Genomic DNA, 18,509 nt, shown 5'->3' on the forward strand with positions numbered 1-18,509 from the left:
TTCACGAACATTAGTTTGAATGGAATGTGCTAAATATTCTAATACATCAAAATCTATTTGAATACCATCTTCCTGCAATTTCTTTTGAATAATGGCAATTCTGGTCTCAAAATCTGGTTGTTGTAGATCAGCTGTTAATCCCCACTTAAAGCGAGATAAGAGACGATCTTCCATTCCAGCTAAATCCCTTGGTGCTCGGTCTGAAGATAGAATGATTTGTTTTCCTGATTGGTGTAAATGATTAAAGATGTTAAAGAAAGTCTCCTGAGTCTTTTCTTTTCCTGACAAGAATTGAACATCATCAATGATCAAAACATCTACCTGTAAATAGAAATTAGTAAATGCCTCAATCGAATTATTTCTGATGGCATTCACGAATTGATTTGTGAATTTTTCTGTAGATACATAAAGAACAAATTTCTCCGGGAATGCATCTTTAATCTGATTTCCAATTGCTTGGATCAAGTGTGTCTTTCCTAATCCTACACCACCATATATCATGAGGGGATTAAAGGCCGTCAACCCAGGCTTATTGGCTACTGCCATACCTGCTGCACGTCCTAAGCGATTGCAATCTCCTTCGATAAATTTATCAAAGGTATATTTTGGAATTAAATAAGAATCTAATTCTAAGGAATCTAAGTTTTTTAGTTCAAAAGGGCTCCTAGCAGGATTAGGGAAATTACTTCCTTTATCTGTTGTAGTTTGACCTTGATTCGTGGGTGGGAGATTAAAAGTAATCGGTGGATTCTTGCGATCACCCTTATCGATGACGATTGAATACTCTAACATTCCTTGACGTCCGATAGTTAGGTCGATTGCCTTTCTTAAATCTGAAACATGCTTCTCTTCCAGCCATTCGTAGAAGAATTGAGAAGGCACTTGAATCAATAAGGTGTTATTCTGGAATTTAAGAGGAACGATGGGAGCAAACCAAGTTGCGAAACTCTGTTCTGATATATCATTTTTGATGATATTCAAGCACTGGTTCCATAAATCTCTTACTTCGATTTGCATTAAATATATTGGTCGAACACTTCTCAGGACAAATTTTTAGGGAATTTGCCTTGTAAATAATTTAAAAAGTTGCTACTGGTTCTTAACTAAAAAAACGATTCGTTTTTTCTTAAGCGGGGAGACAAAAATAGTAAAATAAGATGTTGTTCCAAATTTGAAAACAAAAATAAATCCAGTTTTTTTTCGAAAAAAAAGGCTTAAAAATTTGCTTCTAAAAATTGTTCAAATTAAGTGTACTTAAATCATTCTTTTACTTGAAAAAGTATAAGAAAATTATTTTACTACTAGTAGGCTAGACGGTAAAATGGAGACTAAATTTTTTTCATTTTCAATTAGTAAACTTTCTCCGTCTAAGTGGTATGGGATACCTATGGTCGTATGAAAAGTAAGAGATTTTACTGTTGAAACCTCACTTCTGCTGTTCAGATGCATTTTCTTTGAAAATAGGCTTATTCCAAGAATGATAATATGAAAGAAATTGCTTGGTTTTATACGGATAACCTCTAATAATCCATCTTGAAGGTCAGAGTTTGGGGATATAAAGGCATTGTTTCCAAACTGATTTGCATTAGCCACTGTAAAGGAAAATATGGGGCCAAATTCCTTTATATTAACTGGCCTATAGTTAAATAGTAAAATAAGGCTTGAATATATATAATTCAGAAAACCTCTTTTCCCCCTAGATGCAAAATGGGATGCGACATAGGCATCGAAACCTATCCCCGCTGTACAAAAAAAAGAGCGATCATTCCATTTCCCTGAATCTATTGTAAACGATGTTCCCTCTAAGGCTTTCTGAAGCGCTTTATTGAATTCTAGAGGAATACCTAAATGACGTGCTAACCCATTTCCTGATCCCATTGGAATGATACCTAGGGGTATCGAAGTGTATAAAAGTACTGAGGCAACCTCATTTATTGTACCATCACCTCCTATGGCAATAATTTTTGTGGCACCTTCTGATAGCGCTTTTCGAGTTAATTCTGACGCATGGTTCATTCGCTCTGTCTGCCAAATCTTTGAATGAGGAATTGCCTTTAAAGTCTTTACTATTCGTTCCCTTTTTTGCAGTGAGTTAGTTCCTGCGTTTGGGTTTAGAATAAAATGAATCATGGGTTTAATTTAAATTTGCACAAAAATAGAATCAAATTTTGGTTTAATTTTACAAAAAATGATCAATCTATGTTAGAAGTAGGAAACTCGTATGAGATCGAATTCTCATTCACACAGGAGCAAGTCAATGATTTCTGTAAAATATCAGGTGATTTCAATCCTCTGCATTGGGATGAAGCATATGCAGAAACAACGCCATTTAAAAAACCGATCATTCACGGTGCCTTAATTGCGAGTGTTTTTTCGCGTGTAATGGGAATGGAATTTCCTGGTGAAGGAAGTGTCTACTTAAAACAAGTCTCTGAATTTAAACGCCCACTATATGTAGGGTTAACTTACAAGGCAAAGTTTGAAATTGTAAGTACGAATCCTTCAAAGCACACTGCGGAGATTTCAACCCAGGTATTTGAATTAGAAAGAGGGAAGATAATGGTGGATGGTATGGCCTCTGCCATGCATGCCGAACTATTTTAACATAAAAAAAGCCCGAATTCATCGGGCTTTTCTTATCAAAGAGGGGAAAAATTATTTTCCTGAGTTTTTCTTGTTTTGAACTTCAGTACGAATTTCTTGTGCTAAAGTCTTCAATTGTTGTAAACCACCTCTAACGCGAGTACCAGCTGCTTGATTTCCTTTATCGTAGAATTTTTCGAAATCTCCTTCTAAAGATAAAATTAAGTCCTTTACTTGTGCAAATCTACTCATGATAATTTGTTTTTTAGGTTGTGTAAATAATATTAGATTGTCTTTATGCCCTTTAATGAGCTTTAATAAGCGAAATTTAGTAAAAAACTTGTTCTGTGCAAATTAATATCAAGAAAAAACAGAAAAAAAATGCAAAAAAATACAATTTCTACCAAAATTACCGTTTAATCAATCAATTATTGCGCGTAGTAGCCAGATTTCAATCTTTTCTGAACTTCAGCAAAACAATCGCAAGTGTATTCAATATCTGCTAAAGTGTGCGATGACGTAGGAATGATTCTTAACATGATTTGACCCTTAGGAACTACCGGATATACAACGATACTACAAAAGATACCCATGTTTTCACGTAGGTCTCGAACCAATTTAGTGACGGCAGCGATATCATAATCACCATGTAAGAATACCGGAGTTACTGGAGATTGAGTTTCACCAATATCAAATCCTTTATCTTTTAATCCTTTTTGAAGCGCACGAACGTTCTCCCATAACTTTGCTCTTAATTCTGGGTGTTTTTTAATCAATTCTAAACGCTTCATGCCACCGATGACAAAAGGCATAGGTAATGCCTTTGCATAGGTTTGAGAACGCATATTGTATTTTAAATACATGACGATATTCTTAGGAGCAGCAACAAATGCACCAATGGCTGCCATTGATTTGGCAAATGTGGAGAAATATAAGTCGATACCGTCTGTGCAATTTAAGTATTCGCCTACGCCTTTTCCGTTATCTCCCATCGTTCCAAAGCCGTGTGCATCATCTACTAGCAATCTGAAATTGAAATCTTTTTTCATTTCCACAATCTTATCTAGTGAGCCAACTTTTCCAGACATTCCGAAAACTCCTTCCGTGATGACTAAAATACCACCACCTGTTTCATTCGTAATTTTAGTCGCGCGCTCTAAGTTTTTACGCAATGAATCCATATCATTGTGGTTGAACTTATAGTATTGGCCCATTTTAGCCTTATGTAGTCGAATACCATCGATTAAACAAGCATGCGATTCTGCATCATAAACGATGACATCCTTGTGATCTACCATGCATTCTACTAAAGACATCACTCCTTGGTAGCCATAATTCAATAAAAAGGCATCTTCTTTTCCTACAAATTCTGCTAATTGACGTTCGAATTCTTCGTGCTCATCTGTATTACCAGACATCATGCGTGCGCCCATTGGGTAAGCTAAACCGTATTTTGCAGTGGCATCAGCGTCTGCTTTTCTAACTTCAGGATGATTTGCTAGTCCTAAATAGTTATTAAGAGACCAGTTTAACATTTCTTTGCCCATGAAAGTCATTCTAGGGCCTAATTCTCCAGTTAATTTTGGGAATGAAAAATAATGGTGGGAATAATGGGCGTGAGCACCAATCGGCCCCATGTTATTTGCTACCTTCTCGAAAATATCCACTGTTAGTATACGTTTTATTGAAAAAATCTTTAAATAATCACAAAGTTAAATTATATTTTTATTATCGCAATGTTAGTAAATCATAGGATTCTATTAATTTGTCATTTCATTTCAAAATAAAATTAAAATGATTAAGTATTTCTTTCTGGTTCTCCTGTCTTTTTCTGTTATCGCCCAAAGTACTCAAAAGCCTTTAATTGAAGGGAAAAACGGTATGGTGGTTTCGACCCATCCAGCAGCTTCTGAAATTGGGTTGGCAATTTTGAAAAATGGGGGGAATGCCATCGATGCAGCAGTGGCTGTCAATTTTGCTTTAGCTGTTTGCCATCCATCAGCAGGAAATATTGGGGGAGGAGGATTTCTGGTTTATCGAGATAAATCTGGAAATGCGATGGCTTTGGATTACCGCGAGAAAGCACCTTCTGCAGCTAGCAGAGACATGTACTTAGATGCGAACGGTAATATCATTCCTGGTAAGAGTATGACAGGTATATTTTCTGTGGGAGTTCCTGGAACTGTAGCTGGTATGCAAGAAATGCATGATAAATTAGGTCGCTTACCTTGGGATAAGCTATTGCAGCCAGCAGTTGATTTAGCTAGAAATGGATTAGTCTTAACGGAAAAGGAAGCAAGAGGCTTGAATCGGCAGAGATCAGAATTTTTGAAAGAGAATCCAGGCAAGAATTACCTGTTATCAGTAGAGGGAAAAGAATGGAAAACGGGCGATTTGTTAGTCCAAATAGATTTAGCTAATACCTTGGAGCTGATTTTAAAAAAGAAGGCCAATGGCTTCTATAAAGGCCAAACTGCAACAAATATTGTAAATGAAATGAAAGCGCAGAATGGCTTGATTTCTAAGAAAGATTTGAAACGATATCGGGCTATTTGGCGCACACCAATCAAAAGTCAATATAAAAATTATCAGATAATTGGTATGCCGCCGCCAAGCAGTGGTGGGGTAGCATTAGCGCAACTTTTACAAATGGTGGCTCCTTATTCGCTGCAAAAATGGGGTTCTACATCTGATTCAACCATTCAGGTGATGGTGGAAGCTGAGAGACGTGTGTATGCAGATCGGTCTAAATGGTTAGGGGATCCAGATTTTGTCAAAGTTCCGATTAAGGAGTTAATTGATCCGTCCTATACTTCCTCGAGAATGGCTTCGATGAATTTTTCCCAGGCAACGAAGAGTGCGGATATCCAAGCAGGTGCATTTCCAAGCTATGAGAGTCCAGAAACAACCCATTATAGCATTGTAGATGGCGAAGGGAATGCTGTTTCAATCACGACAACGTTAAATAACTCGTATGGTTCTAAGGTTTTTGTAGGAGGTTCAGGTTTCTTGTTAAATGATGAGATGGATGATTTTTCTGCCAAAGCGGGTGCCCCTAACCTGTATGGATTAATCGGTTCAAAGGCGAATGAGATTCAACCAAACAAGCGAATGCTATCGAGCATGACTCCTACAATCGTGGAAGAAAATGGTAAATTAAAATTGGTGGTGGGTACTCCAGGTGGATCTACCATTATTACCAGCGTCTTTCAAGTTGTCTTGAATACCTTAGTAATGGGAATGAATATGCAGCAAGCAGTAGAATATCCTCGTTTTCACCACCAATGGCTTCCTGAAAAGATTACAGCTGAAGCATCCCGTTTTTCTGAAGAGCAGCAAGGTAGGTTAAAGGCAAAAGGATACACTTTCGCGCCAGTTTCTAGTATTGGACTTGTGGAGGGAATTTTAGTGTTACCTAATGGGAACCTACAAGGTGGAGCAGACTCCCGTGGTGATGATACCGTTTCTGCTTATTGAAATAGAGTAGCAACGAAATACGCAGCAGCAGCGGCTGCCGCACCTATGGAAGTTACTTTTATTGAACCGATGATCGGATTTTGTCCGGTTACTTTACTCTTAAAGTATCCAAATACTAATAAGGCTAAAATGGTCACTTCAGCCGAATAGATTAACCCGTCTTGAGGTTTTTCTACATAGAAATAGGGAAGAAGCGGAATGAATCCTCCTACTATATAAGAAATGCCAATGGTCAAGGCAGAGTTTCTTGCTCGATTTGGGTTAGGACGTTCCAATCCCAATTCGAATCGCATCATAAAGTCGACCCATTTATCTTTGTCTTTTGAAATACATTCGACGACAATTTCCTGCGCCTCAGGGCTCAAACCATAATCTTCGAATACATCTCTGATCTCTTGCTTTTCCCTTTCAGGTACACGTTCTACTTCTTCGTATTCGCGTTTCAGTTCTGACTCGTAGTGCTCTTGTTCTGTTTGGCCGGCTAAAAAACCGCCTAAGCCCATGGCAATTGATCCTGCAACGATTTCAGCAACACCAGCAGTTGTGACGATACTTGCAGAGGCAACAGCGCCAGAAAGTCCCGCAGCGAGAGCAAATGGAACGGTTAACCCATCAGACATCCCGATAACGACATCCGTAATGAAGTCAGAACTTTTTAAATGTTTTTCGTGTAGATGATGGTCGTGTGAATTCATATTATCGGATGCCGTGCATCATTCGTTTAAGTGGACCGTTGGCTAGGCCAAACAATATTACAGAAGCAATTCCTGCCATAATTACAAAAACAATGAAAAAATCATAGAGATTTTTGATCTCGAAGCCTAAGAAACTTGGGAAAACGGTTTGGCCAACTACAGCTGTTGCCGGAGGTAAAAGAGCTCCTAGTGTACCCGCTAAAGCATAACCAGCGGCATTAGCTAAAAACCAAACCCCCATTAATAAAGAGGAGAAGCGCTTAGGTGCTAATTTTGAAACAAGTGATAAACCAATTGGAGAAAGACATAGCTCTCCCATCGTGTGAAATAAATACATGATGAATAACCAAATGACCCCTAATTTTTCATTGCCTAAGTCTTTAACTTTCATGGCGATAATCAAATAGCCAACAGCTAATAATAAGAGACCAATGGCTTGTTTTCCAGGCGAGTTGGGCTCAATGCCTTTTTTTGATAATCGAATCCAAATCCAGGAGAAGGGGAAGGCTAACAAGATGATAAAGAAGGAATTCGCATTTTGAACTGAACTAGGCGGTAGCATGATCCCAAAGAAATTCAAATCCGTCTGTTGATCCGCAATAAAAGTCAAGGAAGATCCTGCTTGCTCATAAGCCGCCCAAAAGAAAATAACAAAGAAGGCCACAAAATACATCACCCAAATTCGATCTCTTTCAATTTTTGTCAACGTACTATCTCTCAGAATTAAGAAAGCTAAACTGATACCGGCAGAATATATCACTGGATAAATCCAGTCTTTAATTGGATTAGCCACTTCTGTGATGAATAAATAGTGAAATCCAATAATCAATCCAATAAACAAAGCACAAGAAATAACAATGGATTGAGTGGAGAATTCTGCTTTTTCTGTCTCAGTTTCCTCACTTTTACTAGCACTGAATGTCGGTGCTAAACCAATTTCACTGCCATCAGGGGCTTTCAAAAACAGCCCTTTCAATAACATGAATGAGATAGTTCCTACTAGCATAGCTACACCTGCGGCTAAAAATCCCCATTTGAAAGCCTCAATTACTCGAACTCCATCCACTTTAACGTCCCCTAACCAGGGGCAAATGAGCATCCCTAGCATGGCTCCCGTATTAATTCCCATATAGAAAATGGTAAAAGCGGCATCAAGGCGGCTATCCCCCTTTGTATATAACTGCCCCACCATCGAGGAAATATTCGGTTTAAAGAAACCATTGCCTAAAATAAGGAATAACAGACCTCCCCACATTAAATTGGTCGCAAGAGACACATCTAAGGTAAATGAACTGGCTGAACTGAATAATAATAGTTGCCCTATGGCCATCGCAAATCCGCCTCCAATAATACTATTTCTATTTCCAATATACCGATCTGAAATATATCCACCCAGCATAGGAGTTAAGTAGCTAAGTCCTAAGAAGCCACCATATAAGATGGCTGCCTCGTCTTGTTTAAAGGAAAGTGCGCTTACTAAAAACAGGGATAGGATGGCGCGCATTCCATAAAAGTTGAAACGCTCCCACATTTCTGTGGAATACAGAAAATAAAGTCCTTTAGGGTGAGAAGTACTATTTGATGACATATAGGTTTGGTTAATTTTTGATGACAAGATACAAGAATGTAATTTAATTTCGAGATAGATGTGAAACCTTTTTTGTAATATTGTCAATTCATTTTGTTTAACATCCTATGGGCAAAACAATCGCGATTGCAAATCAAAAAGGGGGAGTAGGGAAAACAACGACAGCCATTAATTTAGCTGCCAGTTTAGCTGCTTTTGAGTTCAAAACCTTATTGATCGATGCGGATCCACAGGCGAATTCCACTTCTGGGTTAGGGTTTAACCCGAAAGAAGTGAAGAATAGTATTTACGAATGCATGGTAGGTCTTTCCAGCGTTCAGGATAGTATTTTACCCACAGAGGTTCCCTTTCTAGACATCATTCCATCGCATATCGATTTAGTAGGTGCAGAGATTGAAATGATTAATTTGAATAACCGGGAACGGAAGATGAAGGAAGCCCTAGAAGTGGTTAAGGATCAATATGATTTTATCATCATGGATTGTTCACCATCTTTGGGTTTAATTACCATTAATAGCCTTACCGCTGCGGATTCGATCATTATTCCGGTGCAATGTGAATATTATGCATTAGAGGGTTTAGGCAAATTATTGAATACCATTAAGATTATCCAATCTCGTTTAAATACATCCTTAGTTATCGAAGGGATATTGTTAACGATGTATGATTTGCGTTTACGCTTATCAAATCAGGTAGTGAATGAGGTGAATTCTCACTTTAAGAATATGGTTTTTGAGACGATTATTCCACGTAATATTCGCTTATCAGAGTCGCCTAGCTTTGGTGTTCCTGCCATTTTACATGATGCAGACAGCAAAGGGGCAATCAGTTATTTAAATTTAGCCAAAGAAATTATTCGCAAGAATGGTTTACTAGTGACTATCTAGTTTAGACATATGAGTGCAAAGCAAGAAAACGCAAAGAAAAGAACAGGTTTAGGCCGTGGTTTAGGTGCCTTATTAGAGGATTCTGATGGAGGTGGCTTGCAAGCACGTCATCCTTCTGATTTTGCAGGAAGTCTTGAAGGGATGAATTTGATGGATGAGATCGCTTTGGAGTTAATCGAAACCAATCCATTTCAGCCGCGCGAGCATTTTGCGCCAGAGGCTTTACAAGAATTAGCTGAATCTATTCGTGTTCAAGGTATCATTCAGCCTATCACGGTCCGAAAGATTTCAGCTAAAAAATACCAATTAATCTCCGGTGAACGTCGATATCAAGCTTCTAAACTAGCGGGTTTGAAGACAATTCCGGCCTATGTTCGGACGGCTGATGATCAGCAGATGATCGAAATGGCTTTGATTGAGAACATTCAACGGGAGAATTTAAATGCGATTGAAATTGCACTTTCCTATAAGCGATTAATGGAGGAATGTGATTTAAAGCAAGAAGATTTAGGGGCGAGAGTTGGAAAGAATCGATCGACGGTGACGAATTACATGCGTTTATTGAAGTTGCCACCCCATATTCAAGTGGCAATTCGGGATAGCAAATTGTCCATGGGACATGCGCGTTGCCTGGTTTCGCTTGAAGATGTGAGTTTACAAAATGCGTTATTTCTGAAAGCCATCGCAGAAGATTGGTCTGTTCGTCGTTTAGAAGATGCAGTTCGTCAATCAGGAAACATTGATACAGTAATCACAGGATCTTCGACAACGAAGGTATCTGCTCAAGATTTGCAAGCTTGGCAAGCTACGCTGAAATCATTTTTCAAAACATCAGTAGCTTTGAAAATGAATGATAAAGGAGAAGGGGAGATTAAATTAAGTTTTAAATCGAAAGAGGAGTTATTAACCATTCTTAACAAAGTTCAATAATGTACTTTAGGTACTTCCTATTAGTTTTGCTTTTGCCTTTAAGTTTATATTCGAAGGATGATAAGGATACGGTTCAGATAAAGCCCCTAGTGAAAACTTGCAAGATTATTCCTCGACAAGCCACGATTAAGTCCTTAATAATTCCAGGTTGGGGTCAAGTGTATAACAGGCAATATTGGAAGTTACCTTTGGTGGCTGGGGCTTTTGTTACTTTGGGAATGATTGCGAATTACAATAACGTTCGCTACACGAAATATAGAGGTTTTTATTACCAAGTTTCTCCCCGTGTGCAAGAACCCTCATTTATACCACCCACTACGGTAGCTGTGCCATATGAGGATGGAACGATTCGGGATTTAGACATCAATCAGTTAAAGCGATTGACGGATGGATATCGAAGAAATAGAGATTATACTTACATTGGTATGGTTTTAGCGTGGACTTTTAATGTAGTAGATGCAAATGTAAGTGCTCATTTAAAAACGTTTGATGTCTCAGATGATATCAGTCTAAAGGTGAAACCGACGGTAGATTACCAGCCTTTTTCCCAAAGTTTGGTATCCGGAATTACCCTGTCATTTAATTTTAAATAAGGATGAAAATAGTATTAATTGGATATGGTAAGATGGGTAAGGAGATCGAACGATTAGCGTTAGGCCGTGGTCATTCCATTGTAGCTAAAATAGATGTCGATAATCAAGCTGATTTACAGGCCTTATCCTCTGCTGACGCTGATGTAGCTATTGAATTCTCTAATCCAGCTTCAGCGTACTCCAATATTTTAACGTGTATCGAAAAGCAAATTCCGGTAGTTTGTGGTACGACAGGTTGGTTAGAAAAGAAAGCTGAGATCGAGGCATTAACGAAGGAAAATAATGCTACTTTTTTTTATGCTTCTAATTATTCGATCGGAGTGAATTTATTCTTTCGTTTGAATAAGATGTTGGCGGAATTGATGGCTCCTCAAAAAGAGTATGACATTTACACGAATGAAATACACCATTTAGAGAAGAAAGATTCACCTAGTGGAACTGCTATAACAATTGCAGAAGGCATTATAGATGCTTATGCAAACAAGGATAAATGGGTGAATAATGAGATTCCAGCTTCCAATGAGGTAGCTATTTGGTCACAGCGTGAATCGATTATTCCAGGAACGCACACCGTTAAGTATATTTCCAAAGTAGATCAAATTGAAATTACCCACGAGGCGTTTAACCGGGAAGGTTTTGCGCTAGGAGCTGTTATCGCTGCGGAATGGGTTCAGAATAAAAAAGGCGTCCTTGGTATGGACGATATGTTAAAATAAGATGAAAGAAACACCTAAAAAACAAAAATCAGCCTTCAGAGAGTGGTTAGATTCAGTGGCATTTGCTGTGGTAGCAGCGACGTTAATCCGCTTTTTTGTATTTGAAGCCTATACTATTCCGACTCCTTCTATGGAGAGTTCCTTGATGGTTGGGGATTTTTTATTTGTAAGCAAATTGCATTATGGGGTTCGTACACCGAAGACTCCTTTGCAATTGCCTTTGACTCACCAAAAGATTTGGTTTACAAATATTCCCTCCTATTTACGCTGGATAGATTTGCCTATTTTCCGACTACCTGGATTTTCTTCTGTAAAGCAAGGAGATGCGGTTGTATTTAACGTGCCTAATTATGAGGAGGACGGCGATGCTCCAGTTGACTTACGGACTTTCTATGTAAAGCGTTGTGTAGCGACTCCAGGGGATGTTTTAGAGGTGCGCGATCAACAGGTTATTGTCAATGGAAAGGCGATGGAAAATCCGGTACGTATGCAACATCCTATTTTCATGAAGACGAAAGAGAATTTGGATGATAAATTCTTTGAGTATTATGGTATTCGTAATGCACCTGATGCGAGTTATGATTCTGCGGACTGGTTGCCTTTAGCAGAGCCAGATTCCCAAAACGTGCTTTGGGGATATAAGTTGAATACTTCGAAGGCTATGATGGAGGAGATCAAGGCGCAGCCTTTTAACAAAACCTTTGACACAAATCTATTCAAAGATCCTAAAGGAGTTACCTACATTGATATTTTCCCACATGATACGACTTTATACAAATGGAATCGTGATTTCTATGGTCCATTGAAAGTGCCTGCAAAAGGATTGACGGTAGCTTTAACACCCGGAAATGTGGCTTTATACAGCGAGGCTATTCAGAAATACGAAGGGAATAAGAATGTGGTCGTTAACGGATATCAAATTTCCATCGATGGTAAGGTTATTACTTCTTATACCTTTAAGCAAGATTACTATTTTATGATGGGTGATAACCGTCATAATTCAGCTGATTCGCGCTTTTGGGGTTTTGTTCCTTCAGATCATATTGTAGGAAAAGCGTTCTTTGTTTGGATGTCGATTGATTCCAATAAAAGCTTGTTCTCATCCGAGTTTTGGAAAATTATCCGTTGGAACCGATTGTTCAGATTTGTAGACTAGGTTTCGTGATTTACGTAAAAAGGCAGCTCGAGAGCTGCCTTTTTTGTTTATAAAACTTTTAAAACGAATCCTTTCAAGTAGTTGCTTTCCGGATGGAATAGGTTAATGGGATGATCTGGTGACTGAGTCATTTGGTGGATTACCTGAATTTCGCGTCCTACGGCTATTCCGGCAGCGACAAGCATATTATAGAAAAGGTCTCTTGTAATGACTTGTGAGCAAGAATAAGTAAATAAGAGTCCGTTTTTCTTGATTTTACGTAAAGCTAATTCGTTGATTTTTTGGTAGCCCTGTAAGGCTTTGTGTTTTGCATTCATCGATTTTGCGAATGCTGGCGGATCTAACACGATAATATCAAATTCATCCTCATTCGCCTTAAGATAGGGTAGGGTTTCTCCTACAATGGCTTCGTGATTCAAGTCTTGCATTTTGTTTAGTTCAATATTTGCTTTCACTAAATCGATGGCTTTGGCAGAGGCGTCCAATGAAATGACTGATGCTGCGCCTGCCTCCAAAGCATAAAGTGAAAAACCTCCTGAATAACAGAACGTATTTAGTACCGATTTACCTTTAGCATATTTAGCAAGAAGTGCTCTGTTTTCGCGCTGGTCGATAAAGAAGCCAGTTTTTTGGCCTGTAATCCAGTTAATCGAAAATGCAATGCCGTTCTCTTGGACTTTGTATGGAACAGCTACCTCACCGTATACGTAGCCGTTTGTGCAATTCTGAGCATATTCGGTGGGTAATGTCTCCCTGCTTTTATCGTAAATGGCTTTGATTTTCTTGCCTAATACCTTTTTAATTGCTTCTACAATTTCATCGCGATCTCGGTGCATTCCGATGGTATGGGCTTGAAAAACGAGTACATCCTTGTACATATCCATAATCAAACCCGGACAACCATCGCCCTCCCCATGAATGAGGCGAAAGGCATTGGTTTTTTCCAAAGGCAAAAGTGCACGAAGATCCCAGGCATTTTGAATGCGTTTTTCCCAAAATGCGCTCTTCGATTCAATTTCTTGGAAAGAGATGATTTTAACCGCAATACTTCCATTGTGGTAGTGACCAGTTCCTAAGAATTCATCTCTTGAACTATAGACACTAACCCAGTCTCCATCTTTAAGAATGGGACTTTGTTTTGCTATTGCTCCAGAAAATACCCAAGGGTGGAAACGTTTCACCGGCGCGTCTTTTCCCGGCTTTAATTGAATAAAAAGAGTGGATTTCATTCTGCAAAAATGCAAAATTTATTCGAAAGATGGTTGGCCAGCCTCTAACCAGGCAGAATACCACAAATCACCTACGTGTTGAACCGCTGCTAAAAACCGAGATTCAATTTGCTTATTTAGTGCTTTATGGTAGGCAAGGCTGTATTTCAGACTAGGTGTTTTGATTAAGCTTGAACCTTTTTGTATGAAGCTATATTTTTCACCTTCTTTTATCTCAAGACTCACTTTTGTAGCCATTGAAAACAAGAGAGGCAGTTGCTTGTGTGAGGCGAGCACCCATGTCCAAGAGCTATGTTGTACATCAGTAATAAAGTTAGCTGGTCCACTAAATTGGTCTAGTTGCTTACCTAGAATTTCAGGAATTCTTGATTCCCAAAAACTATGCAGACCATCTTGTCCCGTTTTTTGGCCATCATAATTCGAACTAGTGTGCAAAGGAACATGTGCATCTGCAACATAATGCCCTAGTTCAGCCGATAACTTAATAATCTGTAGACTATCCTTCTTTATGAAGGCATTCACCAGTCGCTGGTATACGACTGGAATATGCCATGGAACGATGCCATGCTTTCGCAGAGAATCTTCAGGTGTTTTGCGCAGCATTTGCGCCCAATTAGTAAAACTAACTTGGTTTAGGTCATACTTGTCTAAATCAATGTAGTGCCGTGCTGCTTCTTCATCAAGTAGGTAGCGTCTGGCATCAGGTAGTACAGATAGCTCTTGTATTTCTCTTAGGTGTCTACGGTAGAATGAATGTAAGGGTAGGGGCAGCGTATGGATGGCCATTAAGTTTATTTTTCGATGTCCAAAGAATCCCCAAATGGTTTCTGTTTTCGCCTGAGATATAAAACAGCTAAGCAATAACACATAAATTTTAAGAGTACTCTTGTTATTTAATTTCATATTATGTACTTTTGCAATTCAATTTTGTAAAAAGAGAATTTTATTTAACAGATGGCAAATCATAAATCAGCACTAAAGCGTATCCGTTCTAACGAAGCAAAGCGTTTACGTAATCGTTACCAACACAAGTCTACACGTACATTGATCAAGAAATTGAGATTGACGACTGATAAATCTGTTGTGGTAGAGCTTTTCAAGCAAGTTTCTTCTTCTTTAGATAAATTGGCTAAGAAAAATATCATCCACAAGAATAAAGCTGCAAATCAAAAATCTAAACTAGCTAAGTTAGTGAATAAAGTAGCTGCTTAATTTTAGATAATCAAGATAGTGATAAACCCCTCCACAAGAGGGGTTTATTCGTTTATAAGGTCTACCTTTCTTGAATGAAAACTGTCAAGAAAGAGGAGATGCCTCGAGAAAAATTAGCTCGATTAGGAGCAGGTGAAATGACGTTGGTCGAAATCTTGACCATATTAATCGGTTCCGGATTTGCAGAATATTCCGCATCAGCATTAGCACAGCACATACTTAATTCTATCGATGGAGATTTGTGTGTTTTAGCTCGCTATAATTTATATGATTTTAAGAAACTAAAAGGGATAGGCCCTGCTAAAGCAGCCCTATTAGTGGCAGCTCTTGAATTAGGTAGACGAAGACAGATTTTCGAATCCAGTACTAAATTAATAATTAGAAACTCTGTGGATGCCTACAGTCTGATAAAGCCCTATTTATCAGACTTGATTCGAGAAGAATTTTGGGTCTTTCATTTGAATCGAGCCTCTACAGTCGTATTAGCTGAGAAATTAAGTATTGGAGGGGTTTCTGGTACGACTGTTGATTTACGCTTGCTATTCAAATCCGCTTTGGAACAGCTAACCTCGTCAATAATACTCGCGCACAATCATCCAAGTGATCAAATGAGACCGAGTTGGTCAGACATTGAATTAACAAAACAGGTAGTGGATGCGGGTAGGATATTTAATATTGATGTGGTGGATCACCTCATCATAGGATCGACTACTTTTTACAGTTTTGCAGACGATGGGAAGTTAAACTAAAAGAGAGAGGATTATTTCCCTCTCTCTTGGTAGATTTTTTGAAGTTTAGCACCTACTACAATTGAAATTGCGAATAAGATGATAAAAAACGCTGCTCCTGAATATCCCATGGTATTGTTGTTTAATGATTCAAATTTACGAATAATTTTAAAGAAGTCCTTTGGTGCTTGGTAAAGAATCTAAATTTTTTCTATCCCGATTAACGGCTATTTTAACTGCTTTCGCAAAAGCCTTAAAAATAGCTTCTATCTTGTGATGCTCATTCTCACCAGTCGCTTGAATATTTAAATTGCATTTCGCTCCATCAGAGAATGATTTAAAGAAGTGAAAGAACATTTCTGTAGGCATTTCACCTATCATTTCGCGTTTGAATGTTGCTTCCCACACTAGCCAATTCCGGCCCGAGAAGTCAATGGCGACCTGAGCTAAACAATCGTCCATCGGCAATAAAAAGCCATAACGTTCAATTCCTTTCTTGTTTCCTAAAGCCAAGCCAAATGCTTCACCTAGCGCAATACCCGTATCTTCGATGGTATGGTGCTCATCAATATGTAAATCGCCATTTACTTTAACTGCTAAATCCAGGTTTCCGTGTTTTGCGATTTGATCTAACATATGATCGAAAAAACCAAGGCCTGTTTCGTTCTTAGCAATTCCTTTGCCGTCTAAATTCAAATCGATGGCTATTTTTGTCTCATGCGTGTTGCGTTCGTGTAGCACACGTCTATCTGGCAAAAGGAAGAATTCGTGAATCTCATTCCAATTCATGCATTGTAATGCGGTGTAGGATTGTAATTCGGAAGGGATTTCTAGATCTCCGATGAAGATAGCTTTAGAACCTAAATTCTTTGCTAATTCAATGTCAGTTAAACGATCACCCAGCACATAAGAGTTAGCTAAATCGTAGTCATTCGTAAAGTATTCCGCTAACATGCCTATTCCTGGTTTACGGGTAGGCTTGTTTTCGTGTTGAAAGCTGCGATCAATATGTATTTGTTGAAAGATGATACCCTCAGAAGCAAAGATGTCCAACATTTTTTGATGAACTGGCCAAAAGGTATCTTCTGGAAATGAATCAGTCCCTAGGCCATCTTGATTTGTTACCATGACCAAATCAAAATCGGCGACGGTGGTGATTTTCTTTAGATTAGAGATGACTCCAGGTAGGAAAGCGAGCTTTTCAAAGCTATCAACCTGCTGGTCTATTTGGGGTTCTTCAATCAAAGTCCCATCTCTATCAATAAATAACACCTTTTTCATCTTACAAAGGTAAGCAAATAAAAAAAATAAGGTAATTTTGTTTTAGAAATAATCCATATGAGCCAGGTATTTACATTAACAACACCAGAAGAGAAAGCATTTTTTGCGAAGCGTCTTGCAGACCTTTGTACCGAGAAGCAGGATAAAGTTATGGAGTTGATTCCTGCGTTTGAAGCGGTGGTATTGGGTAGTGTACTTAAATTATTTCGGAATAGAATTCGTTTTAACGCCCTGTATAATTTCATGTTGGCTAAATCTGCGCCCCAAGACGATGTAGCCAAATTAGTAAGTTCAGGTAAAGGGATGCCTGATTATGATTTAATGTATCGATTTGGAGAAGGGGTGATGGGGATTTTACTTCCCGATAAGAAAAGTGCAGTTGCTACTTTATTAGGAGGGCAATTAGGAGCAAAAAGTTCAACGATTATCAAGGGTCTAACGTTGAGTTATGCTTTGTACGGATATCGTCTCAAGGAATTTGATTATGATGCTCTTCGGGATTTCAAGTCATTTGGAGAGTTTTATCAACCTTCAAAGAACGATTTTTATGTCTTAGCCCCTACGAAAATTCAAGTGTCCTTAATTGATATTTTAGTATTAAAGGATATACTGAAAGGAGATTCGGTGGTTTTTGAGGAATCTTTTTCACCTACTGATGATTCTGTTAAACGAAATTATTCCATCTTTTTGATTAGTCTTGTTGCGGGCGCATTAATTGTTGCCTTGGTTTTGTTTTTTGTTAACCGTAGAAGTGAAGAAGCACCTATCGATAAAGAAGAGACAAGTGAAATAATTCCAATAGATAGCTTAGCAAAGCTGAATGATAGTTTAACTAAGGCAGTATTAGATTCAGCGAAAGCAAAGAGTGATTCTTTAGTTTCATTAGCTTGGCCAGAGGGTAAGCCATTTCAAATTCCTAAGGAATCAATGATTGTTGCATTCCATGCATATTTGACCGATTCTACTGTTGTTACACCTTTGGATCTAACTTGTACCGAACTGGATTTTAGTGATAAGACAGAGTTGTTAGCTTCTCCTAAAACCTATTTGTTTAAGCAGATTGCTGCTGGAATGAATAAATTCAAAGACGTCGATGTACAAGTCCAAGTTTCATCCGAAAAAGGGCCTTCAACAGCAAAGGAACACGCTTATGTGTTAAAGAATCGTCTAGTAGGTGAAGGTCTAAATCAGAAGCGAATAACGGTAGCAACTTTACCTAATTCCTCGAATAATCAAATCATTTTTAGCTTTAAGAAGCGTTCTTCATTAAAATAGTACAATTTTATTGTATTCTAATTTAATAAGCGGTACTTTTGTGCTTTGTTTATTAAATACATCCGCAGGAACTCTCTTTTTTCCTTTTTTCAAAGGCTATCGGCAGGAGTTAAATTACGGATGTGTTCGGGCATCGTAATTAAATATATCAAATGAGTG

Annotated in this window: 19 protein-coding genes; 10 read left to right on the forward strand and 9 right to left on the reverse strand. The window is 38.3% G+C overall.

The annotated features are described in order from the left end of the window. Together dnaA and ACILP5_RS10465 are read right to left on the reverse strand one after the other, a co-directional pair. On the reverse strand, window positions 1-1,017 hold a 1,017-nt coding region (dnaA, locus tag ACILP5_RS10460; RefSeq protein WP_395618594.1), incomplete at its 3' end, for a chromosomal replication initiator protein DnaA. A gap of 273 nt (window positions 1,018-1,290) precedes the next feature. Further along, window positions 1,291-2,130: a diacylglycerol/lipid kinase family protein gene (locus ACILP5_RS10465; RefSeq protein ID WP_395618595.1), complete on the reverse strand. Its 840-nt coding sequence runs from the start codon at window positions 2,128-2,130 to the stop codon at window positions 1,291-1,293. Window positions 2,131-2,199: 69 nt separating this feature from the next. On the opposite strand from ACILP5_RS10465, the gene ACILP5_RS10470 reads away from it, so the two are divergent. Beyond that, entirely contained in the window at window positions 2,200-2,604 is a 405-nt protein-coding gene (locus ACILP5_RS10470; protein ID WP_395618596.1) for a MaoC family dehydratase, read from the forward strand. Between the two features lie 51 nt (window positions 2,605-2,655). Here ACILP5_RS10470 and ACILP5_RS10475 read toward each other — a convergent pair whose 3' ends face one another. Together ACILP5_RS10475 and ACILP5_RS10480 are read right to left on the reverse strand one after the other, a co-directional pair. Continuing rightward, window positions 2,656-2,835: a histone H1 gene (locus ACILP5_RS10475; protein WP_223130792.1), complete on the reverse strand. Its 180-nt coding sequence runs from the start codon at window positions 2,833-2,835 to the stop codon at window positions 2,656-2,658. Between the two features lie 176 nt (window positions 2,836-3,011). Continuing rightward, window positions 3,012-4,250 (reverse strand): aminotransferase class I/II-fold pyridoxal phosphate-dependent enzyme, encoded by a 1,239-nt coding sequence (locus ACILP5_RS10480; RefSeq protein ID WP_395618597.1) that lies wholly within the window; start codon window positions 4,248-4,250, stop codon window positions 3,012-3,014. A gap of 127 nt (window positions 4,251-4,377) precedes the next feature. Here ACILP5_RS10480 and ggt point away from each other — a divergent pair, with 127 nt between their 5' ends. Next, complete coding sequence (gene ggt / locus ACILP5_RS10485) at window positions 4,378-6,060, forward strand: gamma-glutamyltransferase (protein WP_395618598.1); 1,683 nt, start codon at window positions 4,378-4,380, stop codon at window positions 6,058-6,060. On the opposite strand, the gene ACILP5_RS10490 is transcribed toward ggt, so the two are convergent. After that, complete coding sequence (locus ACILP5_RS10490) at window positions 6,054-6,755, reverse strand: VIT1/CCC1 transporter family protein (protein WP_395618599.1); 702 nt, start codon at window positions 6,753-6,755, stop codon at window positions 6,054-6,056. The genes ggt and ACILP5_RS10490 overlap by 7 nt on opposite strands. A gap of 1 nt (window position 6,756) precedes the next feature. Then, window positions 6,757-8,343, reverse strand: coding sequence for a peptide MFS transporter (locus ACILP5_RS10495; protein ID WP_395618600.1), 1,587 nt, complete (start codon window positions 8,341-8,343; stop codon window positions 6,757-6,759). A gap of 107 nt (window positions 8,344-8,450) precedes the next feature. Here ACILP5_RS10495 and ACILP5_RS10500 point away from each other — a divergent pair, with 107 nt between their 5' ends. The 5 genes from ACILP5_RS10500 to lepB are packed head-to-tail and all read left to right on the forward strand — an operon-like array spanning window position 8,451 to window position 12,625. Further along, window positions 8,451-9,230, forward strand: a complete 780-nt coding sequence (locus ACILP5_RS10500; RefSeq protein WP_395618601.1) for a ParA family protein — start codon at window positions 8,451-8,453, stop codon at window positions 9,228-9,230. Window positions 9,231-9,239: 9 nt separating this feature from the next. Further along, a complete protein-coding gene (locus tag ACILP5_RS10505; RefSeq protein ID WP_395618602.1) occupies window positions 9,240-10,160 on the forward strand; it encodes a ParB/RepB/Spo0J family partition protein in 921 nt (306 codons plus the stop codon). After that, window positions 10,160-10,753: a DUF5683 domain-containing protein gene (locus ACILP5_RS10510; RefSeq protein ID WP_395618603.1), complete on the forward strand. Its 594-nt coding sequence runs from the start codon at window positions 10,160-10,162 to the stop codon at window positions 10,751-10,753. Before ACILP5_RS10505 ends, ACILP5_RS10510 begins: the two co-directional genes overlap by 1 nt. Before the next feature lie 2 nt (window positions 10,754-10,755). After that, complete coding sequence (gene dapB, locus ACILP5_RS10515; RefSeq protein ID WP_395618604.1) at window positions 10,756-11,469, forward strand: 4-hydroxy-tetrahydrodipicolinate reductase; 714 nt, start codon at window positions 10,756-10,758, stop codon at window positions 11,467-11,469. A 1-nt stretch (window position 11,470) separates the two neighbouring features. Further along, the gene (gene lepB, locus ACILP5_RS10520; protein ID WP_395618605.1) at window positions 11,471-12,625 is read left to right on the forward strand and encodes a signal peptidase I; all 1,155 of its coding nucleotides are present in this window, start codon (window positions 11,471-11,473) and stop codon (window positions 12,623-12,625) included. Window positions 12,626-12,672: 47 nt separating this feature from the next. Here lepB and ACILP5_RS10525 read toward each other — a convergent pair whose 3' ends face one another. Next, window positions 12,673-13,854, reverse strand: a complete 1,182-nt coding sequence (locus tag ACILP5_RS10525) for a class I SAM-dependent rRNA methyltransferase (RefSeq protein ID WP_395618606.1) — start codon at window positions 13,852-13,854, stop codon at window positions 12,673-12,675. Window positions 13,855-13,872: 18 nt separating this feature from the next. After that, window positions 13,873-14,757 carry a zinc dependent phospholipase C family protein gene (locus ACILP5_RS10530; protein WP_395618607.1) on the reverse strand — a complete coding sequence of 295 codons (885 nt, stop codon included), beginning with the start codon at window positions 14,755-14,757 and terminating at the stop codon, window positions 13,873-13,875. 51 nt (window positions 14,758-14,808) lie between these two features. Between ACILP5_RS10530 and rpsT the strand changes: the two genes are divergently transcribed. Continuing rightward, complete coding sequence (gene rpsT / locus ACILP5_RS10535) at window positions 14,809-15,066, forward strand: 30S ribosomal protein S20 (RefSeq protein WP_223130782.1); 258 nt, start codon at window positions 14,809-14,811, stop codon at window positions 15,064-15,066. A 74-nt stretch (window positions 15,067-15,140) separates the two neighbouring features. Further along, a complete protein-coding gene (locus ACILP5_RS10540) occupies window positions 15,141-15,815 on the forward strand; it encodes a RadC family protein (RefSeq protein WP_395618608.1) in 675 nt (224 codons plus the stop codon). Between the two features lie 147 nt (window positions 15,816-15,962). On the opposite strand, the gene hisB is transcribed toward ACILP5_RS10540, so the two are convergent. Further along, the gene (hisB, locus tag ACILP5_RS10545; RefSeq protein WP_395618609.1) at window positions 15,963-17,075 is read right to left on the reverse strand and encodes a bifunctional histidinol-phosphatase/imidazoleglycerol-phosphate dehydratase HisB; all 1,113 of its coding nucleotides are present in this window, start codon (window positions 17,073-17,075) and stop codon (window positions 15,963-15,965) included. Between the two features lie 57 nt (window positions 17,076-17,132). Between hisB and ACILP5_RS10550 the strand changes: the two genes are divergently transcribed. Further along, window positions 17,133-18,350 (forward strand): hypothetical protein, encoded by a 1,218-nt coding sequence (locus ACILP5_RS10550; protein WP_395618610.1) that lies wholly within the window; start codon window positions 17,133-17,135, stop codon window positions 18,348-18,350. Window positions 18,351-18,509: the final 159 nt, after the last annotated feature.

Origin of the sequence: Aquirufa sp. (assembly GCF_044239315.1) — a bacterium.
In the GTDB taxonomy this organism is placed as follows: Bacteria; Bacteroidota; Bacteroidia; order Cytophagales; family Spirosomataceae; genus Aquirufa.